Below are 17,048 nucleotides of genomic sequence, written 5' to 3'. Positions count from 1 at the left end.
CCATACGGCGGGCGCAGGGCGCTCGGCACCTCCAGACCCCAGGAGTGATCCATGGACTCGAAGACCATCGTCATCACCGGCGCGAGCGACGGCGTCGGTGCCGACGCCGCCCGGCAGCTGCATCGCCGCGGCCACCGGGTCGTCGTGGTGGGGCGATCCCCGCGCAAGACCAACGCCATCGGCGACGAACTCGGCGTCGACCGTCACGTCGTCGACTTCTGCCGCCTCGCGGACGTCCGCGCACTCGCCTCCGATCTGCGCGGCGCCCATCCCCGTATCGACGTGCTGGCCAACAACGCCGGCGGCATCTTCGGTGACCGCACCAAGACCGTGGACGGTTTCGACGTGACCTTCCAGGTCAACCACCTCGCGCCGTTCCTCCTCACCCACCTGCTCCTGGACACCCTCACCACCAGCGGGGCCTCGGTGATCCAGACCTCCAGCGCCGGTGCGCGCCTGCTCGGCAAAGTCGTCCTGGACGATCTCGAACACGACCGGGACTTCACCCCGCAGCGTGCCTACGGCACCGCCAAGCTGGACAACATCCTCTTCACCCAGGAACTGCACCGCCGCTTCCACGGCCGAGGCATCTCCGCGGCCGCCTTCCACCCCGGCACCGTGGCCTCCAACTTCGCCTCCAACTCAGGCAACTTCGTGCAGCGCATGTACGGCAGCCGCGTCGCCCGGCTGCTGATGACGCCACCGGCGAAGGCCGCCGGGCAACTCGTCCGGCTCGCCGAGGGCCGCCCCGGTACGGACTGGGTCTCCGGCACCTACTACGAGAAGGGCAAGCCCGCGAAGCGCAACCACCCGCAGACGCGCGACAAGGACATCTCCCGGCAGCTGTGGGACAGGAGCGAGCAACTGCTGTCGCTCCCTCAGGAATGGCCCGAAGCCCCGGGGCGAGTGCCCCGGGGCTCTTCGTCGGCCGGGCGGCCGCGGTGGAGGGCCCGCGCAGGGCGGGGCGTCTAGAAGAAGTGCTTGCGTCCACCGATCGTGCGTCCGCTCGCGCCCAGGATCCACAGGACCGCGCCGACCACGACAAGTACACCGCCGACGGTCGTCAGCAGCGAGATACCGACCAGCAGGCCGATGATGAGCAGAATGGCGCCAAGGACAATCATGTCGGTTCCGATCTTCACGTCTCTTCGGTGCTGTGGGCCTTCGCCCTGACTCGCAGCACCCTCCTCCCGCCCGCCGCATACCGCGGAGCGGGTGAGATCCAGGCCGTCCGCGCGATCGGCGGTGACCGGATCCCTGTCGTGCTTTCTTCGTGTGCCCCGCTCTCGGCCACCCATGCCCACCCGCCGGGGGCCGCCGTCGTCAGGGGCTCGCGTGAGCGCCGAGGTCCCTCCGAGCCGGTGCGGAGGGACGGAAGTAAGCATTTCTACGGACGTGGCGCCCGCCCGCCGCTCCTACTGTCCTTCCACGAGCCCCCGACCGGGATCACCGGACACGGGGCGGGGCTCAGGACGGAGAGCGAATATGAGCCGTTTGGAAGGAAAGATCGCACTTGTCAGTGGCGGGGCCCGGGGCATCGGACGGGGGATCGCCGAACTCTTCGCCGCGCAGGGGGCCACGGTGGTGGCCGCCGATGTCATCCGGCCCGAACCCGGGACGCCGGACGGCCGGGCGGATGGTGCCGGGGCCGTCGCGTTCGAATGGCTCGACGTGACGGACGAGGACGCCTGGGCCCGTGTCGTGGGCGTGGTCGAGGACCGCTACGGCGGTATCGATGTCCTGGTCAACAACGCCGGAGTCGGCTCGTACGAAGCCGTCCACGAGCTGGACGCCGCCGAGTGGGACCGCGTACTCGGTGTGAACCAGACCGGTGTCTTCCTCGGGATGCGGGCCGTGATTCCCGCGATGCGGCGGCGCGGTGGCGGTTCGCTCATCAACATCTCCTCGATCTACGGCGCCGCCGCTGTGCCCGGATCGCTCGCCTACCAGGCGACGAAGGGCGCGGTGCGCAGCATGACCCGCAACGCGGCCGTCACCTACGCCGCCGAGTCGATCCGGGCGAACGCGGTGCTGCCGGGCTGGATCCGTACGCCCATGACCGAGTCGCAGAGTGCCGAGTTCAACGACGCCGTCATCGCGTCGACTCCGATGGGCCGGGGCGCCGAGCCACTGGACATCGCGTACGGGTGTGTCTACCTGGCGTCGGACGAGTCGTCGTACGTGACCGGTACCGATCTGGTGATCGACGGCGGTTTCCTGGCGCGCTGACCCAGCGCGCCGCCTTCCCGCACCACAGCACACCGAAACCGCACCACAGCACATCCGCACCACAGCACATCCGCACCGCACCTCATCACACCGCACCACAACACACCGCACTGTGACCGGCCGTGTGCCGGTAGGACTGGAGAGCACATCATGGGGCGTTTGGCGGGCAAGGTGGCCCTGGTCACCGGGGGTTCCCGGGGGATCGGTCGGGGGATCACCGAGGCGTTCGTCCGTGAGGGCGCCGTGGTCGTATCCGCCGATCTGACCGTGGCGGACCCACCGGTGCCCGGCGTCCGGGAGATCCGTCTCGATGTCACGGACGAGAACGGCTGGGCGGAGGCCGTCGCCGGTGTGGAGAGCGCGCACGGTCGCCTCGACATCCTCGTCAACAACGCCGGTCTCATCTCCTACGAGCCCATCGACACCCTCACCCTCGCCGAATGGGACCGGGTCATCTCCGTCGATCAGACCGGTGTCTTCCTCGGGATGCGGGCGGCGATCCCCGCGATGCGGCGCGCGGGCGGTGGCTCGCTCATCAACATCTCCTCGGCCTGGGGCGTGGTGGGCGGTGTGGGGACCCACGCGTACCACGCCGCCAAGGGCGCGGTGCGCAGCATGACCCGCAACGCGGCCATCACGTACGCCGCCGAGTCGATCCGCGCGAACTCGGTGATCCCCGGCTGGATCGAGACCCCGCTGACCGACGCGCAGCCCGCCGACCTGAACGCGGCGGTACTGGCGGGCACGCCGATGCGCCGAGGTGGCACGCCGGCCGAGATCGCCTACGGATGCGTGTACTTGGCGTCGGACGAGTCGTCGTACGTGACCGGTACCGACCTGGTGATCGACGGCGGGCTGCTCGCCCAGTGAGCCGCCGCCCACCACAGAGTCGCCCGTCACCGTGCCGCCCGTCACAGTGCCGCCCACCACAGAGAGGACAGATCCGAGATGAGTAACTCCCTGACCGTCGCGGCGGCCCAGTTCGAGATGCGCGAGGTCGACGGATTCGGCGCCTTCGCGGGACAGGTGCGCGGCCTCCTCGACCGTACGGACGGCGCCGACCTGGTGGTGCTGCCCGAGCTGTTCACGGCGGCCCTCTTCACGGCACGCCCCGGCTGGCGCGCCGACCCCGTCGGCGAGCTGAGCCGCATCGCGGACTACACCGACGACTACGGCGCCCTGTTCCAGGACTTGGCCCGCACCCGGGGCCAGGTCATCGTCGCCGGCTCCCACCTGGTGCGTGCCCCCGACGGCGACGGGGTGCACAACACGGCGTTCGTGTTCTTCCCCGACGGCTCGGTCGTCCGCCACATCAAGACCCATATCTTCCCGGCCGAAGCCGGCTGGGGGACCGGCGAGGGAGACGCGCTGGAGCCCTTCCGCGTCGGCTCCGTCACCGTCGGCGTCTCCATCTGCTACGAGACGGAGATCCCCGAGGTCGCGACGGTCCTCACCCGCAAGGGCGCGGACCTGATCGTCAGCCCTTCCTACACCTTCACCCCGGCCGGTTTCTGGCGCGTCAGACACTGCGCCCAGGCCCGCGCCATCGAGAACCAGGTGTACGTGGTGCACTGCCCGACCACCGGCGACCCCGGGGCTCCGCTGTCCCCGGGCAGGGGCCGCTCCTCGGTCCTCGGCCCCTGCGACGCGGGCTTCGCCCCGGACGGTGTGCTCGCCGAGGCCGCCCCGGACACCCAGGACGTCGTCATGGCCCGGCTCGATCTCGACCTGCTCCACGAGAACCGGCGTACGGGTGCGGCCACCACCCACACCGACCGGCGCCGCCGCGCTTCGGTCTACCGCGACTACGCCGACGAGCTGCTCGCCGGTCTCTGACCCACGGCCGGCCCCCGGCCTCCGGCACCTCTTCCCGCGCACACCCTCTCCCATCGGAGGACGACATGCCTCTCCACCTTCCCGAGGGCAAGACCCTCGCCGTCTCCATCGGTGCCGACTTCGACGCGCACAGCGTCTGGATGGGCACCTTCAACCTCAGCAGCCCCAGCTATCTGTCCCGTGGTGAGTTCTGCGCCGAGGTCGGGGTGCCGCGGCTGATCAGCCTCTTCGAGCGGTACGGGGTACGGGCCACCTGGTGCACTCCGGGGCACTCGATGGTGACGTTCCCCGAGCGCTTCCGGGAGATCGTGGACGCCGGTCACGAGATAGCCGCCCACGGCTGCTACCACGAGGGGGTGCCGAGCCTCGACCTCGATACCGAGCGGCGGTTGATGGCCGCGCAACTGGCCCAGCACGAGAAGCTGGTCGGGGTCCGCCCGCGCGGATACCGTTCGCCGGCCTGGGACTTCACCGACGGGACCCTTCAGATCCTGGAGGAGAACGGTTTCGAGTGGGACTCCTCGCTGATGGGCCGTGACTTCGAGCCGTACCACCCCCGGCCGGTGACCGTGGGCTGGGAGGAGGGCAGCAGCTTCGGTCCGCCGAGCCCGCTGCTGGAGTTCCCCGTCTCGTGGTTCCTCGACGACTTCCCCGTCGCCGAGTACATCCCCGGCGTCAACCAGGGGCTGGGCTCCAGCGAGGTGATGTTCCAGCGCTGGAAGGACCACTTCGACTACGCCTACCAGCATGTGCCGTCAGGTGTGCTCGCGCTGACCGTGCACCCGCAGACCATCGCGCGTGCGCACAACCTGATCGGTTTCGAGAAGCTCATCGACTACATGCGCGGTCACGAGGGCACCTGGTTCGCCGGTCTGAGCGAGATCTACGACACCTGGACCGAGGACTGAGAGGGCCCCGCCGCACACACTGCACACACCGCACGCACCACACCCCGCACACACCGAACCCACCGCACGCACCACACCCCGCAGACACCGCACCCCGCGCCCGCTCCCCCGGCCGCCCCACCCCCCGCGCTCCCCGTGTCACCTCGCCCGTACCCCCGTAGGGAGAACGACCATGGAACGACTTCTCAAGAGCTCCGGCGCGCGCAGACCCGGCACCGGCACCGGCACCGGCACCGGCACCGGCACCGGCACCCGCACCCGGCGCGGCGCGCGCTCCCTCCTCTCGGCCGCCGCCTGCGTGTTCGCCGTGACACTGACCGCCGCGGCGTGTTCCGTCCCCTCCGACCAGGCCGCGTCCACCGCCGACGGCGCCTCGTCCACGGGCGCCAAGGGCCCGGCCGAGGTCTCCGATCTCAAGATCGCCTACTTCTCGGCGGGCACCAGCAACGCCTACCTCCAGGCGGCCATCAAGGCGGCCAAGAAGGAAGCCGGCGCGCTGGGGGTGAAACTCGACGTCTTCGACGGGCAGTTCGACGCGCAGAAACAGTTCGACCAGATACAGACGGCGCTGACCAGCGGCCGGTACAACGCCTTCGCCGTCGAACCGAACGACGGCAACCTGGTGTGCAAGCTGCTCACCAAGAACGCCGCCGACAAGGGCATCCTCGTCTCCGTCTTCAACCTGCCGATCTGCGGCCGTGCCACCGAGCTGGGTGACAAGACGTGGGAGCCGGGAACCGTCACCTATGTCGGTGGCCAGACCCTCGACGTCTACCGCGCGTGGGTCGACCAGGTGATCAAGGACAACCCCGGGGGCGCCAAGGTGGCGCTCATCTCAGGCCCCGACCTCAACGCCAACACCATCTGCTTCCAGGAGGCGGCGAAGGAGTTCGCGAAGCACAAGGGGTTCAAGGTCGTGGCCCGGCAGTCCACCGACTACACCACGCCCAAGGGCCTGGCGGCGGCCCAGACGATCCTGCGGGCCAACCCGGACCTCGACGTCATCATGTCCAACTTCTCCGGGATGAGCCGCGGTGTCGTCCAGGCGGTCAGCGGTGTGAAACGCGCCGGGAAGGTCAAGATCTACGACTTCGGCGGCGACGCCTGGGCGCTGGACTCGGTGAAGCGGGGCTCCCTGGAGCAGAGCGTGATGATGCTGCCCGCGCAGGAGACCATCGAGGCGATCCGGGCACTGGCCGACCACGTCAAGGGCGAGGACGTGCCGCACTTCATCAACCTCACCGAGTCGTCCGCGCTGCCCGGCACGCCCTTCGCCACCCGGGCGACCATCGGCGACTTCCACCCCGAGTACTGAGCCGGTCCGTGCCGTGTCAGGAGAGGAGCCAGAGATGACAGCGGAACCCACCGCGTCCGGTCCGGCCGCGTCCCGTCCGGTGGCGCAGCCGCCCCCGCCGGCCGTGGTGTGCCGGGGAGTCGGCAAGGTGTTCGGCAAGACGTACGCGGTACGCGACGTCGACCTGGAGATCCCCGCCGGCGCCGTACACGCCCTCGTCGGCGAGAACGGCGCCGGAAAGTCCACCCTGCTCGGGATGATCAGCGGCCGGCTCGCCGCCGACACCGGCTCCGTGGAGGTCTTCGACACCGTCCTGGGCGCCGGCGGCCCGCGCAAGGCGCGCGGGCTCGGCCTGGTGACGGTCTATCAGGAACTCACCATGGTGCCCGCGCTGAGCGCCGAGGCGAACGTCTTCCTCGGCGGCCAGCTCACCCGGCACGGGCTGCTCTCCCGCCGCGAGATGCGCCGCCGGTACGAGCGGATGTGCGCGGACTTCGAGGTGTCGATCCCGGCCGACGCCCTCGCCCGTACCCTGTCCGTCTCCCAGCAGCAGATCCTGGAGATCATGCGCGGTGTCCAGGCAGACGGCCGGGTGCTGCTGCTGGACGAGCCGAGCGCCGCGCTCGCCGAACACGAACGGGACATCCTGTACCGGATCCTGGACCGGCTGCGCTCCCGGGGGACGACCATCGTCTTCGTCAGCCACAACCTCGAAGAGGTGCTCCGGCTGAGCGACACCATCTCCGTACTGCGCAACGGGCGCCTGGTGGAGACCGCGCCCCGGGAGCGGTGGAACCGGCAGGCGCTGATCCGCTCCATGGTCGGACGGGAGATCGGCGTGACCGCCCGCGGCGGCACCCACGAGCCGGGCGGCCCGGCGCTGGAGGCGTCCGGAGTCACCGTTCCCGGCATCGTCGACGACATCGGCGTCCGGGTCCACCAGGGCGAGATCGTCGGCCTGTGGGGACTGGTCGGCTCCGGCCGCACCACGTTCATGCGGGCCCTGGCGGGCCTGGACCGTACGTCGTCGGGTGAACTGCGCCTGGGTGGCGAGCCCGTGCCCTGGCCGCGCTCCGCCCGGGACGCCATCAGGAGCGGCGTGGTCATGGTCCCCGAGGACCGCAAGAACGGGCTCGTACCCGGCATGGACGCGGTGGGCAACGTCAGTGTCGGTGTCACCCGCCCCACCCGGCTCGGCCGTATCGACCGCGGACGGGAACGCGCCGAGGCCGAGGAGTTCACCCGCTACTTCGGCTTCGCCGCCGACCGGCTGGACGCCCCCGTGCGCCATCTGTCCGGCGGCAACCAGCAGAAGGTCCTGCTGGCGAAGTGGGCGGCCCGCACCCCGCGCGTGTTCCTCATCGACGAGCCGACACGCGGGATCGACGTCGGCGCCAAGTCCGAGGTGCTGGCCAGTCTGGTCAGCCTCGCGCGCGACGGCGCCGCCGTGATCGTGACCTCCTCCGAACTGGAGGAGGTGCTCGCCATCGCGAACCGTCTCCTGGTCTTCGCGAAGGGGCGGGTGGTCGGTGAGATCCCCGCCGACTCCCCCCGGTTCCGGGTGCGCGACATCGTACGCCTGGGCTTTCACGAGAAGGAGACCGACAGATGAGTTCACCGGCCGTGTCCACCACACCGTCCGTACCACCCACCGGCGGCGCGGGCGCGCCCGCCGGACCGGAACACCCCGCCGACGGCGCCGCGGGTACGGGCCGGGCCGCCCGCGTCCGGGCGGTCGCCCTGCGCTACAGCATGCTGTGGGTCCTGGTGGCCCTCGTCCTCGCCGCCACCCTGCTGTACCCCGGCTTCCTCCAGCCCGCCAACGTGCAGGACATCCTGACGCAGAACGCCGCCGTGGGCATCATCGCGGTGGCCATGACGTTCGTGATCATCTCCGGTGGTTTCGATCTCTCCGTCGGGGCCACCTACGCCCTGGGGGCCACGGTCTTCGCCGGGGTCACCAAGAGCACCGGGTCGGTCGTCCTGGCGGGCGGCTGCGCCCTGCTGGCTGGGTTCGCCGTGGGCGCCGCGAACGGCACGATCATCGCCCGCTGGAAGGTGAACCCCTTCGTCACGACGCTGGGCATGTCCTCGGTGATCGCGGGGCTGGCCTACGTGTACTCCAACTCGGCGCCGTTCATCGTGGACGGCATCTCCTTCCAGTACCTGGCCCTCACCGCGGTCGCCGGGGTGCCCCTGCCGATCTGGATCCTGCTGGTCGTCTTCCTCGTCGGCGCCGTACTGCTCTCGCAGACCGGCTACGGGCGCAACATCTACGCCATCGGCGGCAACGAGGAGGCGGGCCGGCTGTCCGGCCTGCGGGTGCCGTGGCTGGTGGGCAGCGCGTACGTGATGACCGGAGTGACGGCCGCGCTCGCGGGGATGATGGACGCCTCCCGGCTCGGCGTGGGCCAGGCCGATGTCGGCGCGACCGTGGCGCTGGACACCATCGCCATCGTCGTGGTCGGCGGCACCTCCCTGCGCGGCGGCGAGGGAGCCGTCTGGCGCTCCGGGGTGGGGCTGCTGATCCTCGCGACGCTGACCAACGTGTTCTACAGCCTCAACATCAGCCAGCACTGGCAGCTGATCGCGAAGGGCACCATCGTCGTGGCGGCCGTCGCGCTCGACTCCCTGCTGCGCAGCCGACGGACCTGAACCGCCCACGGCCCCGGAAGCCCGGACCCGGGAGGCCCGGATCCCCTGATCCCCCGTGCGACCGGTGCGGGGGTGAAGATGGCAGGAAGATGGCCGAAACAACTCCTTATCTGTTTGTTACGTATATCCCTGTTGGTCGGCGCCTGTCCCCGGCATGATGAGCGCGTATCACACTGCGGTCCCGGGACTGTCCGGGCACCGCGCCGGGGCCGCGTCGTCCGCGGCCGTCCTCATACAAGGGACGGGGGATATGCCCGTGTCCACAGTGAAGAAAACTCCTCCTCCCCGGCACCACGGCACGCCTCTGACACCCCCGGCCACCGCGATCGTGCTGGCCGACGGGCAGGTCGAGGCCACCGAGCGGGCCCCAGGTGCCGCGTCCGCCGCGCCGGACCCGGCCGTCGCCTTCCTCCGTACACACACCGCGCTGACCGACCTGATCAGCGCGTGTGTGCGGACCGAGCCCGGCCGGATCGGTTTCATGTGGACCGACAGCACGGCCCGGGGCCTGGTCCGGGTGTGGGTGGATCCCTTCCGCGACGCGGGGGACCGGCCGCTGGGCCGTGTCCTGATCGAACCGTGTCACCCCTCGCCGTACGGGCTGACCCTGCGGGAACTCGACGTCCTGACCCTGATCGTCGCCGGGCTCACGAACAACGAGATCGGCGAGCGGCTGTTCACCAGCCCCCGTACGGTGACCACCCACGTGGACCGGCTGCTGACCAAACTCCAGCTCTCCAGCCGCGCCGCGGCCGCCGCCGTCGCACTGGACCAGGGCCTGGTCCGGCTGCCGTTCCCCGGCGGGGGCGCGCCGTTCGGACGTCTCGCGGTGGGCCGGATCGCGGTCGCCGCGCAGGGCGGCACCCCCGTACCGGCGCCCGTTCCGGGACCGGTCCGGCCGCTGCGCCGGCGCCCGCTGCTGCTGGGCGCGGTCCTGCCGCTGACGGGACCGGCGGCGGACGACGGCAGGGAGATGCTGCTGGCGACCCGGCTCGCGCTGGAGGAGATCAACGACCTGGGCGGGATCGCGGGCCGCCGGGTCGAGGTGGTCACCGCGGATGTGGAGGTGACGGATCCGGCCTCGGTACGGGGGGCGTTCGAGGAGTTGGTGGCCCTGGAGGTCGACGCGCTGACCTCCGGCTACATCGGTCCGCAGGACGTGGCGCACGAGATCGCGGCGGACTACGGCTGTCCGTACCTCCACGCGGCGACACTGGACTCGATGGTGGCGCGGGTCGCGGACGACCCCGGGCGGTACGGCGGTGTGTTCCAGGTGTGTCCCAGCGACACGCGTTACGGCCCCGGCTACGTCCGCTTCCTGACCCGGCTGCGGGAGAGCGGCCGGTGGCGCCCCGATTCGAACCGGCTGGTGGTGGTGCAGGGAGTGTGGCCCCTGGGCGATCTGGGCCGGGGGGAGATGGACCGGGCCGTGGAGGAGGGCGGTTGGTCCCTCACCGTGCTGTCGGGCATCGGCATGGCCGGGGCGGAGTGGGAGTCGGTGGCCCGGCGGGTACGGGAGATGGCCCCGGCCTCGGTCCTGGTCGGCCACTACTTCATGCCCGGGAGCCTCGCGTTCCTGCGCGAACTGCTGCGCGACGGCGGTCCGCCCGTGCTGCCGTACCTCCTCTACACCCCCTCCATACCGAGCTTCCGGGAGGCGCTGGGGCCGCTGGCCGAGGGGCTGCTGTGGGCGACGGTGACGGGTACGTACGCCGACCACATCGGCCGTTCCTTCGCGGCGCGTTACCGGGTGCTGCACGGTGTCGCGCCCGGCCGCTCGCACGCCGGGATCGCCTACGACCGGGCGCGGATGATCGCCGGGGCATGGTCGCGGGTGGACGATCCCCGGGACTACCGGCGGGTCGCCACCGCGCTGCGGACCACGATCCACCGCGGTGTGAACGGCGCCTACTACCTGGCCGATCCGGGGCAGGCCGCGCTGGCGTATCCGGAGCTGACTCCGGACCCGTCGATCGGCCAGGCCCACCTCGTGCACCAGATCCAGGACGGCCGGCACCGCATCCTGTCGCCGTCCCCCTACGCCGACGGCCGGTTCCGGCTGCCGCCCTCGTACACCGTCCCGGGGCCGTCGGGAGCCGGTGGAGCCGGAGTCGGTGGATCCGGAGCCCGCTGACGCCCGGTCCGTCCGGGGAGGGGCGGCGCGGCAGGACGGCCGGTCGGTCGGGCGGGGCGTCTCGCGTACGGGCTCGACGGTTCAGGTGCGCAGGTGGGAGGCGCCGTTGACATCGAGCACCGTGCCGGACGACCAGGCGGCTTCCGGCGAGGCGAGATAGAGGACGGCGGCCGCCACTTCCTCGGGGGTACCGACCCGGCCGAAGGGGCTCTGGTCGCGCAGCGCCCCGCCCTCCGGGCCGGCCAGCTTGCCGGCCTGCCGCTCGGTCGCGACGAAGCCGGGCGCCACGGAGGTCACCGAGATGCCGTGCGGCGCCAGCGAGACGGCCATCGACTGCCCGAAAGCGTGCAGCGCGGCCTTGCCGGCCCCGTACGCGGGGAAGTCGGGCTCACCCCGGAAGGCGCCTCGGGACCCGACGTTGACGATGCTGCCCGGCTCACCGCGGTCGATGAGGTGCCGCGCGACCCCGTAGGTCACGTTCACGGCACCCAACAGGTTGACCTGGATCATGCGATGCCAGATCTCCCGCCAGTCCGCATAGGAGACGTCGGCCACCGCGTGGCGGTTGTCGGCGCCCGGCGCGAGCGCGGCGTTGTTCACCAGGACGTCGACTCCGCCGAGAGCCCGCACGGCCTCGTCGACGATGCCCCGGGCCACCTCGGGGTCCGCGAGATCGCCGCCGACCAGCACATGGCCGTCGCCGGGCAACTCCCGCAGCGTCCGCTCCCCGTCGTCGCGCCTCGTCGCGTAGTGCACCGCCACGCGGTCACCGCGTTCGGCGAACGCGCGGGCCACCGCCCGGCCGATACCCCGGGACGCCCCGGTGACCAGGACCCGCCTCATGACGCGAACACCTTCGACGGACGCACCGCAGGACGCATGGGCATGACGCAACTCCTCAATGATCGGTCGGGCTTCGAGAATGATCGTCGGGCTTCGAGCCTGTTCCGCACCGCGTCCGAATGTCAACATGGAGACATGGCCTCGGGGCCGGTACGGCCGGGTCCTCCACGCCGCGCACCAGCCTCTGTCGTGTGGTGTGCATCACATGATGGGACTCTCGTGGCGTAAGCGGAGGGCGTGGTGCCGGGGCCCGTGAGGCGGTTCGCGTACCCGCGCCGGAACTCGGCGTCACCGCGCTGATCGCTGAGTCCCGCCCCGAACCGGCCCGGCGGCCAGCCCGCGCAGGAACCCGTCCACCAGCGAGGTCTGTACGGACTCGGGGAACCGCTCGGGGTCGAAGAGGGCCTGGACGACCAGACCGTGCGTGAACGCGACTGCCGCGGCGGCGAGTTGGTCGAGGTCGGCGGCGGCCGGCAGTTCGCCGCGGTCGCGCGCGGCATCGAGGTGCGGCCGGACCGCGGACCGCATGCGCGCGTAACGCTCCGCCTGGCCGGAGCCCAGCCCCTCGTCGGCCAGGGCGAGGTCCCAGGAGCTGACCCAGACGCGGTTGCGGGCCGTGCCGTCCTCGGTGAGCGGCAGAACGTCCAGCAGCACCGCGCGCAGGGCGGCGAGTCCCTCGGTGGGCCGGTCGCGCCGGGGGCGCTCGGCGGAGCGCTTCTCCAGGACGTCCAGGGCGTGGACGACCAGCGCCCGCTTGGTCGGGAAGTAGTGCATGAGCATCCCGGTCGAGACGCCCATCTCGGCCGCGACGGCGCGCAGCGTCAGGCCGCCGAACCCCTTGTCGGCGAGCGTGCGCCACACCGCCTCCGAGACGTCCTCACGGCGGGCTTCGCGGTCTCCTCGGGCGGGCGGCATGGCTGTTATCTTACATACCGAACGCTCGTTACGTACCTGTTCCCGTGAGTCCCCGCGTCGAAAAGAGACCGCCGTGTACGCGCTCGCCCTGGGCGACAACGCCCTGCTCCGCCCCCTCGAACCCTGGCAGGCGCCGGAGTTCCTCGCCCACATCGACCGCGCCCGGCCCAACGTGGACCCCTGGATCCCCTGGGCGACGTTCTCCACCGACCTGGCCTCGGCCACCGCCGTCCTCCAGCGGTACGCCGACAACCAGGCCAAGGACACGGCGCGGATCCACGGCATCTGGCTGGACGGCACACTGGTCGGCGGCGTCATGTTCACCACCTTCGACGCCGCCTCCGGGGTCTGCGAGATCGGCTGCTGGCTGGAGGCGGCGGGGGAGGGGCGCGGCCTGGTCAACAGGGCGTCCCGCGCGCTGATCGACTGGGCGTTCGGGGAGCGCGGGATGAGCCGGGTCGAATGGTGGGCCGCGTCGGGCAACACCCGCAGCGCCGAGGCCGCGCGCCGGCTCGGCATGACCCGCGACGGGGTGCTGCGGCAGCGCTACCCGTACCGCGGTGTCCGGCACGACAAGGAGATCTGGTCCGTGCTCGCCGACGAGTGGCCCGCCTCCTCCTCCTCCTCGGAGCGCCCCGAGCCCCGTCCGGCCTGACAGCGCGTCACCCCGTCGCGGACTGGACGCGAGTCGTGTTCGCCCCGAGAATGACTCTGCGATTCGCGAACAGTCCGAACAGGTCATCTCCCAAGGGGTGTTCATGCGTCGTCTGCTCATCGGACTCACCGCCCTCGCGATCGTGGCCCCCCTCACCGCCTGCGGTTCGACGGACTCCCCGGGCGGGCGGCGGGACGACGGTTCGGCCGCGATCACCGTGGGCGTCATCCCCATCGTGGATGTCGCCCCCATCTACCTCGGCGAGAAACAGGGCTTCTACCGTGACCGGGGCATCGACCTGACGCTGAAGACCGGTCAGGGCGGCGCCGCGATCGTGCCCGGCGTGATCAGCGGCCAGTTCCAGTTCGGCTTCTCCAACGTGACCTCCCTGCTGGTCGCCCAGGCCAACAAGGTGCCGGTGCGGGCGGTGGCGAACGGGGGCGCCTCGACCGGCCGGGACGGCGCGGACTTCGGCGGCATCACCGTCGGCAAGGACAGCGCCCTCAAGACGGCCAAGGACCTCGCCGGCAGGAAGGTCGCCGTCAACACGCTCAAGAACATCGGTGACACCTCGGTACGGGAGTCGGTGCGCAAGGCGGGCGGCGACCCGGACCGGGTCACCTTCGTCGAGCTGGCCTTCGACCAGATGGCCGCCGCCCTCGACAGCGGCCAGGTCGACGCCGCCTGGGCGGTCGAACCCGCGCTCTCCACCATCAAGGGCAGAGGCGGCAGGGTCATCGCCTCCAACTTCGTCGACGTGGCCCCCGACCTCACCGTCGCGCTCTACTTCACCTCCGCCGAGTACGCGCGGCGCAACCCCGAACTGGTGGAGAAGTTCCGGGCGGCCACCAAGGAATCGCTCGCCTACGCCACCGGCCACCCCGACGAGGTACGGGAGATCCTCACCACCTACACCCGGATCCCCGAGGCGACCCTGCGCGCGATGACGCTGCCGCACTGGCCCCAGGAGCCCAACCGGGCGTCGATCGAGACGCTGGCCGCACTCGGCGAGAAGGACGGGATCTTCAAGTCGGCGCCCGATCCGGACGAGCTGCTGCCATGACGGCGGCCGCGCCCGGCCCCGGCGTCGGCTCCCCGCCCGGGACCGGCCAGGGCTCGCCGTCCGGGACCGGCGCCCCGCTCACGGATACCGCCGCACCCGGACCCGAACTCGGCCCTGGCCCCCGACCTCAACCCGAACTCGGCCCCGGCCCCGGCAAGAGCCTGCCCGGCCCGTCCAACGCCCTCCTCGGCCTCGCCGGAATCCTCGGCTTCCTCGTCTGCTGGGAGGCCGTGTCCCGGGCCGGTGCCGTCTCCGCCGACTTCTTCCCGCCCGCCTCCCGCGTCCTGCGGGCCCTCGCCTCCGAGGCCGCCGAGCCCGCGTTCTGGTCGGCGCTCGGCGACACCCTCACCGGGTGGGCCCTCGGCCTCCTCATCGCCACCGCCGCCGCCCTCGCCACCGGGACCGTGATCGCGGTCGTACCGTATCTGCGCGAGGTGACGGCCTCGACCGTCGAGTTCCTGCGCCCCATTCCCTCCGTCGCGCTGATCCCGCTGGCCGTCCTCCTCTACGGCACCGACCTGCGCTCCACCCTGCTCCTGGTCGTCTACGCCGCCTTCTGGCAGGTCCTGGTCCAGGTCCTGCACGGCGTCCAGGACGTCGATCCGGTCGCCGAGGAGACCGCCCGCTCCTACGGCCTCGGCACCTGGGCGCGGATCCGCCATCTGCTCTGGCCCACCGCGCTGCCGTACGTCATGACGGGCGTCCGGCTGGCCGCCGCCGTGGCCCTGATCCTCGCCGTCACCGCCGAACTGGTCATCGGCGCGCCGGGGCTCGGGTCCCGGATCGCCGTCGCCCAGACCTCCCAGGCCGTCCCCGAGATGTACGCCCTCGTGGTGGTCACCGGACTGGTCGGGCTGCTGATCAACCTCGGGGCGAGGCTGGTGGAGCGCCGGGCCCTGTTCTGGCACCAGTCCGTACGCGGGGAGGCCGCCCTGTGAGACTCGCCCTGCGCCGGGCGCTGTTCACCGTCGCGCTGCCCGCCCTGCTCCTGCTCCTGTGGCTGGCCGCCTCGGCCGGCAGCACCAGCGTCTACTTCCCGCCCCTGCGGACGATCCTCGGCTCGTTCGGGGAGGTGTGGAACGCCGACCGGCTCACCCACGACGTCCTGCCCAGCCTCGGCCGGCTGGCCGCCGGCTACACGATCGGGGCCGCCGCCGGAGTGGCCGCCGGGGTCCTGATCGGAACGCACCGCAGGGTACGGGCGACGGCCGAACCCGTCCTGGAGTTCCTGCGGGCCGTTCCGCCGCCGGTGCTGGTGCCGGTCATCATGCTGTTCGCCGGTATCGGCGACACGATGAAGATCGTGGTCATCGCGAGCGGCACGGTCTGGCCCGTCCTCCTCAACACCGTGGAAGGCGCCCGCGCCGTCGACTCCGTGCTGTCCGAGACCGCCCGGTCCTACCGCGTCACCGGCATCGCCCGGCTGCGTCATCTCGTACTGCCCTCGGCGGGCCCGCAGATCTTCGCGGGGCTGCGGCAGGCCCTCTCGATCGGGATCATCCTGATGGTCATCAGCGAGATGTTCGCGGCCAGCAACGGCCTCGGCTTCGCCATCGTCCAGTTCCAGCGTGGGTTCGCGATCCCCGAGATGTGGAGCGGGATCCTGGTCCTGGGGCTCCTCGGGTTCCTGCTGGCCGCGCTGTTCCAGCTGGTCGAGCGCCGGGCCCTGCGCTGGTACCACGGTCTGCGCGCGGCCAGGCGGTCGTCATGAAGGGACACCCCATGCTGGACGTGCGCGGCCTGCGGAAGATCTACGACGGGCACGGCCGCCGGGTCGAGGCGGTCCGCGACCTCACGTTCACCGTCGCCGCCGGTGAGCTGTGCTGCCTGGTCGGCCCCTCGGGCTGCGGCAAGACCACGCTCCTCAAGTGCGTCGGCGGACTGCTCGCCCCGACCTCCGGCGAGGTGCTCCTGAACGGCGAGCGCGTCACCGGACCGCCGCCGGCGATGGCCGTCGTCCTCCAGGAGTACGGCCGCAGCCTCTTCCCCTGGATGAGCGTGCGCGCCAACGTCGAACTGCCGTTGCGCCAGAAGAAGTCGCTCGGCAAGGAGCGCCGCAGCGCGCTGGTGGCCGACGCCCTGCGCGCCGTCGATCTCGCGGACGCGGGCGCCGCGTACCCCTGGCAGCTCTCCGGCGGCATGCAGCAGCGGGTGGCGATCGCCCGCGCCCTGGCGTACGAACCCGAAGTGCTGCTCATGGACGAGCCGTTCGCCGCCGTGGACGCCCAGACCCGCGCGGAACTGGAGGATCTGGTCCGCCGGCTGTGGCGGGAGCGGGGCATGACGATCCTCTTCATCACCCACGACATCGACGAGGCCGTCTACCTGGGACAGCGGGTCCTGATCCTGTCCGCCTCACCGACGGTGGTACGCGAACAGCTGACGATCGGCCTGCCGGCCGACCGGAACCAGCTCACCACCCGGGCCGAGCCGGGCTTCGCCGAGCTGCGCACCCGGGTGTACGAGCAGATCCAGGCGGCGATCCACGCGGGCCGGGGCTGAGCGGCCGCCGCGCG

17 protein-coding genes are annotated in these 17,048 nt (G+C 71.5%); 14 read left to right on the top strand and 3 right to left on the bottom strand.

Annotation, left to right across the window (positions count from 1 at the left end; genetic code table 11):
- The first annotated feature begins 51 nt into the window (after positions 1 to 51).
- Positions 52 to 972, top strand: a complete 921-nt coding sequence (locus tag OG627_RS03790) for an SDR family NAD(P)-dependent oxidoreductase (RefSeq protein ID WP_329061394.1) — start codon at positions 52 to 54, stop codon at positions 970 to 972.
- On the opposite strand, the gene OG627_RS03785 is transcribed toward OG627_RS03790, so the two are convergent.
- Positions 969 to 1,124, bottom strand: coding sequence for a hypothetical protein (locus OG627_RS03785; RefSeq protein WP_329061392.1), 156 nt, complete (start codon positions 1,122 to 1,124; stop codon positions 969 to 971). The genes OG627_RS03790 and OG627_RS03785 overlap by 4 nt on opposite strands.
- A 361-nt stretch (positions 1,125 to 1,485) precedes the next feature.
- On the opposite strand from OG627_RS03785, the gene OG627_RS03780 reads away from it, so the two are divergent.
- From OG627_RS03780 to OG627_RS03745, 8 genes are all read left to right on the top strand, one after another.
- The gene (locus tag OG627_RS03780) at positions 1,486 to 2,229 is read left to right on the top strand and encodes an SDR family NAD(P)-dependent oxidoreductase (RefSeq protein ID WP_329061390.1); all 744 of its coding nucleotides are present in this window, start codon (positions 1,486 to 1,488) and stop codon (positions 2,227 to 2,229) included.
- A gap of 150 nt (positions 2,230 to 2,379) precedes the next feature.
- Positions 2,380 to 3,099 (top strand): SDR family oxidoreductase, encoded by a 720-nt coding sequence (locus OG627_RS03775; protein WP_329061389.1) that lies wholly within the window; start codon positions 2,380 to 2,382, stop codon positions 3,097 to 3,099.
- Between the two features lie 78 nt (positions 3,100 to 3,177).
- Complete coding sequence (locus tag OG627_RS03770; protein WP_329061387.1) at positions 3,178 to 4,065, top strand: nitrilase-related carbon-nitrogen hydrolase; 888 nt, start codon at positions 3,178 to 3,180, stop codon at positions 4,063 to 4,065.
- Between the two features lie 65 nt (positions 4,066 to 4,130).
- Entirely contained in the window at positions 4,131 to 4,973 is an 843-nt protein-coding gene (locus OG627_RS03765) for a polysaccharide deacetylase family protein (RefSeq protein WP_329061385.1), read from the top strand.
- Positions 4,974 to 5,145: 172 nt separating this feature from the next.
- Positions 5,146 to 6,288 (top strand): sugar ABC transporter substrate-binding protein, encoded by a 1,143-nt coding sequence (locus tag OG627_RS03760; RefSeq protein WP_329061383.1) that lies wholly within the window; start codon positions 5,146 to 5,148, stop codon positions 6,286 to 6,288.
- Positions 6,289 to 6,322: 34 nt separating this feature from the next.
- Positions 6,323 to 7,879 carry a sugar ABC transporter ATP-binding protein gene (locus tag OG627_RS03755; RefSeq protein WP_329061381.1) on the top strand — a complete coding sequence of 519 codons (1,557 nt, stop codon included), beginning with the start codon at positions 6,323 to 6,325 and terminating at the stop codon, positions 7,877 to 7,879.
- Positions 7,876 to 8,922 carry an ABC transporter permease gene (locus OG627_RS03750; RefSeq protein ID WP_329061379.1) on the top strand — a complete coding sequence of 349 codons (1,047 nt, stop codon included), beginning with the start codon at positions 7,876 to 7,878 and terminating at the stop codon, positions 8,920 to 8,922. Before OG627_RS03755 ends, OG627_RS03750 begins: the two co-directional genes overlap by 4 nt.
- A 256-nt stretch (positions 8,923 to 9,178) precedes the next feature.
- Positions 9,179 to 11,056, top strand: a complete 1,878-nt coding sequence (locus tag OG627_RS03745) for an ABC transporter substrate-binding protein (protein ID WP_329061377.1) — start codon at positions 9,179 to 9,181, stop codon at positions 11,054 to 11,056.
- Between the two features lie 81 nt (positions 11,057 to 11,137).
- Here OG627_RS03745 and OG627_RS03740 read toward each other — a convergent pair whose 3' ends face one another.
- Together OG627_RS03740 and OG627_RS03735 are read right to left on the bottom strand one after the other, a co-directional pair.
- Positions 11,138 to 11,899 carry an SDR family NAD(P)-dependent oxidoreductase gene (locus OG627_RS03740; protein WP_329061375.1) on the bottom strand — a complete coding sequence of 254 codons (762 nt, stop codon included), beginning with the start codon at positions 11,897 to 11,899 and terminating at the stop codon, positions 11,138 to 11,140.
- Between the two features lie 288 nt (positions 11,900 to 12,187).
- Positions 12,188 to 12,814, bottom strand: a complete 627-nt coding sequence (locus OG627_RS03735; protein WP_329061374.1) for a TetR/AcrR family transcriptional regulator — start codon at positions 12,812 to 12,814, stop codon at positions 12,188 to 12,190.
- Positions 12,815 to 12,887: 73 nt separating this feature from the next.
- Between OG627_RS03735 and OG627_RS03730 the strand changes: the two genes are divergently transcribed.
- The 5 genes from OG627_RS03730 to OG627_RS03710 all read left to right on the top strand — a co-directional run bounded on the left by OG627_RS03730 (position 12,888) and on the right by OG627_RS03710 (position 17,034).
- Complete coding sequence (locus tag OG627_RS03730) at positions 12,888 to 13,469, top strand: GNAT family N-acetyltransferase (protein WP_329061371.1); 582 nt, start codon at positions 12,888 to 12,890, stop codon at positions 13,467 to 13,469.
- A 103-nt stretch (positions 13,470 to 13,572) separates the two neighbouring features.
- The gene (locus OG627_RS03725) at positions 13,573 to 14,532 is read left to right on the top strand and encodes an ABC transporter substrate-binding protein (RefSeq protein WP_329061370.1); all 960 of its coding nucleotides are present in this window, start codon (positions 13,573 to 13,575) and stop codon (positions 14,530 to 14,532) included.
- Positions 14,529 to 15,470, top strand: a complete 942-nt coding sequence (locus OG627_RS03720; protein ID WP_443073413.1) for an ABC transporter permease — start codon at positions 14,529 to 14,531, stop codon at positions 15,468 to 15,470. Before OG627_RS03725 ends, OG627_RS03720 begins: the two co-directional genes overlap by 4 nt.
- Positions 15,467 to 16,243, top strand: a complete 777-nt coding sequence (locus OG627_RS03715; RefSeq protein WP_329061367.1) for an ABC transporter permease — start codon at positions 15,467 to 15,469, stop codon at positions 16,241 to 16,243. The genes OG627_RS03720 and OG627_RS03715 overlap by 4 nt, the downstream gene beginning before the upstream one ends.
- A complete protein-coding gene (locus tag OG627_RS03710) occupies positions 16,240 to 17,034 on the top strand; it encodes an ABC transporter ATP-binding protein (protein ID WP_329061366.1) in 795 nt (264 codons plus the stop codon). Before OG627_RS03715 ends, OG627_RS03710 begins: the two co-directional genes overlap by 4 nt.
- Positions 17,035 to 17,048 lie beyond the last annotated feature (14 nt).

It is taken from the genome of Streptomyces sp. NBC_01429 (assembly GCF_036231945.1).
Lineage (GTDB): Bacteria > Actinomycetota > Actinomycetes > Streptomycetales > Streptomycetaceae > Streptomyces.
The sequence above is the reverse complement of the archived record's forward strand: the minus strand, read 5'-3'. Positions and strand labels throughout refer to the sequence as shown.

What these genes read in the sequence shown, in the direction of transcription:
- OG627_RS03735 (WP_329061374.1), bottom strand. Translation starts at nt 12,814, where the DNA reads ATGCCGCCCGCCCGAGGAGACCGCGAAGCCCGCCGTGAGGACGTCTCG.
- OG627_RS03755 (WP_329061381.1), top strand. Translation starts at nt 6,323, where the DNA reads ATGACAGCGGAACCCACCGCGTCCGGTCCGGCCGCGTCCCGTCCGGTG.
- OG627_RS03765 (WP_329061385.1), top strand. Translation starts at nt 4,131, where the DNA reads ATGCCTCTCCACCTTCCCGAGGGCAAGACCCTCGCCGTCTCCATCGGT.
- OG627_RS03740 (WP_329061375.1), bottom strand. Translation starts at nt 11,899, where the DNA reads ATGAGGCGGGTCCTGGTCACCGGGGCGTCCCGGGGTATCGGCCGGGCG.
- OG627_RS03775 (WP_329061389.1), top strand. Translation starts at nt 2,380, where the DNA reads ATGGGGCGTTTGGCGGGCAAGGTGGCCCTGGTCACCGGGGGTTCCCGG.
- OG627_RS03790 (WP_329061394.1), top strand. Translation starts at nt 52, where the DNA reads ATGGACTCGAAGACCATCGTCATCACCGGCGCGAGCGACGGCGTCGGT.
- OG627_RS03720 (WP_443073413.1), top strand. Translation starts at nt 14,529, where the DNA reads ATGACGGCGGCCGCGCCCGGCCCCGGCGTCGGCTCCCCGCCCGGGACC.
- OG627_RS03710 (WP_329061366.1), top strand. Translation starts at nt 16,240, where the DNA reads ATGAAGGGACACCCCATGCTGGACGTGCGCGGCCTGCGGAAGATCTAC.
- OG627_RS03780 (WP_329061390.1), top strand. Translation starts at nt 1,486, where the DNA reads ATGAGCCGTTTGGAAGGAAAGATCGCACTTGTCAGTGGCGGGGCCCGG.
- OG627_RS03750 (WP_329061379.1), top strand. Translation starts at nt 7,876, where the DNA reads ATGAGTTCACCGGCCGTGTCCACCACACCGTCCGTACCACCCACCGGC.
- OG627_RS03785 (WP_329061392.1), bottom strand. Translation starts at nt 1,124, where the DNA reads ATGATTGTCCTTGGCGCCATTCTGCTCATCATCGGCCTGCTGGTCGGT.
- OG627_RS03770 (WP_329061387.1), top strand. Translation starts at nt 3,178, where the DNA reads ATGAGTAACTCCCTGACCGTCGCGGCGGCCCAGTTCGAGATGCGCGAG.
- OG627_RS03760 (WP_329061383.1), top strand. Translation starts at nt 5,146, where the DNA reads ATGGAACGACTTCTCAAGAGCTCCGGCGCGCGCAGACCCGGCACCGGC.
- OG627_RS03725 (WP_329061370.1), top strand. Translation starts at nt 13,573, where the DNA reads ATGCGTCGTCTGCTCATCGGACTCACCGCCCTCGCGATCGTGGCCCCC.